This window comes from Streptomyces sp. NPDC020845 (assembly GCF_044334165.1).
Classification (GTDB): domain Bacteria; phylum Actinomycetota; class Actinomycetes; order Streptomycetales; family Streptomycetaceae; genus Streptomyces.
Genome location: NZ_JBIRSJ010000085.1, coordinates 1 through 1,345, shown reverse-complemented (window position 1 = coordinate 1,345; position 1,345 = coordinate 1). Strand labels below are relative to the sequence as shown.

Genomic DNA, 1,345 nt, shown 5'->3' with positions numbered 1-1,345 from the left:
CGGCCGGATCGACTGGAAATACGCCCTCGGCCTCCAACTGACCGATCCTGGCTTTGATTTCTCGGTGCTCAGCGAGTTCCGTGACCGGCTGATCGCCCACGGCCTGGAACAGCAGATCCTGGACGCCATCCTCGCGCAGTGCAACGAGCGGGGTCTGCTGCGGGCCGGCGGCCGGGCCCGCACCGACTCCACCCATGTCATCGCCTGCATCCGTGATCTGAACCGGCTGGAGTTCGTCACCGAGACCATGCGCTGCGCCCTGGAGGCTCTGGCGGTGGCCGCTCCCGCCTGGCTGGCCGGCACCGACGCGGTCAACGCGGACTGGCTCGCACGCTACCGGCAGCGCGCCGACTCCTACCGGCTGCCCAAGGGAGAGGCCGAGCGCACCGCGTTCGCCGAGAATGTCGGGGGCGACGGCTATGAACTCCTCGATTCTCTCGACGATCCCACGGCCCCCGCCCACCTCTGCGGCCTCGAGGCGGTCGTGCTCCTGCGCTCTGTGTGGGCCCAGGAGTACCAGCGCGACGCCCGCGGGGTGCGCTGGCGCGGACACAAGCAACGTCCTCCGGGAGCGGCGCGCATCGTCTCCCCGCACGATGGGGACGCGCGCTGCGGGGTGAAGAGGGGATCCGCCTGGGACGGCTACAAGACCCATCTCACCGAGAGCTGCGACGACGACCTCCCCCACCTGATCACGTGCACGGCCACCACACCGGCCACGACGGACGACCACCAGCTCACCGCCACCGTCCACCAGACCTTGACCGAGCGGGGCCTGAAGCCGGCCGAACACTACGTGGACGGCGGTTACACCAGCGCGAAGATCATCCTCCAGGCTCGTGCACTGGGCGTCGAGGTCATCGGGCCGGTCAAGCAGGCCGGCGGCCGACCGGCCCTGCAGGGCAGCGGCTACGCCGCCACCGACTTCCGCATCGACTGGCAGACCCGGCAGGTTACCTGCCCGCAGGGCCGGGTCAGCACCCGCTGGAGTGACACCGTCATCGGCGGCGAACCCCGCGTCCACATCGACTTCTCCCGGGCCGGATGCACCAGCTGCCCGGCCAAGGACGCCTGCACCACGGCCGCCTACCGCGTCCTGACACTGCTCCCGCGCGAAGAGCACGAACTCCTCCAACAACGTCGGGCAGAACAGCAGACCGAGGAATGGAAGAAGCGGTACCACACCAGGGCCGGGGTGGAGGGCAGCATCTCGCAGGCGGTACGGCGCACCGGTGCCCGGCGCACTCGCTACCGCGGCCTCGCCAAAACCTCACTGGCCCAGGTCCTGACCGCAGCCGCCCTCAACCTCTACCGCCTCGACGCCTGGTGGACCGGAACCCCCCTG

Annotated in this window: 1 protein-coding gene; it reads left to right on the top strand. The window is 70.0% G+C overall.

Features of this window, described 5'->3' with window-relative positions; genetic code table 11:
* The coding region (locus tag ACH4U7_RS53180) for an IS1182 family transposase (protein WP_398534944.1) at positions 1-1,345 on the top strand (1,345 nt) is incomplete at both ends.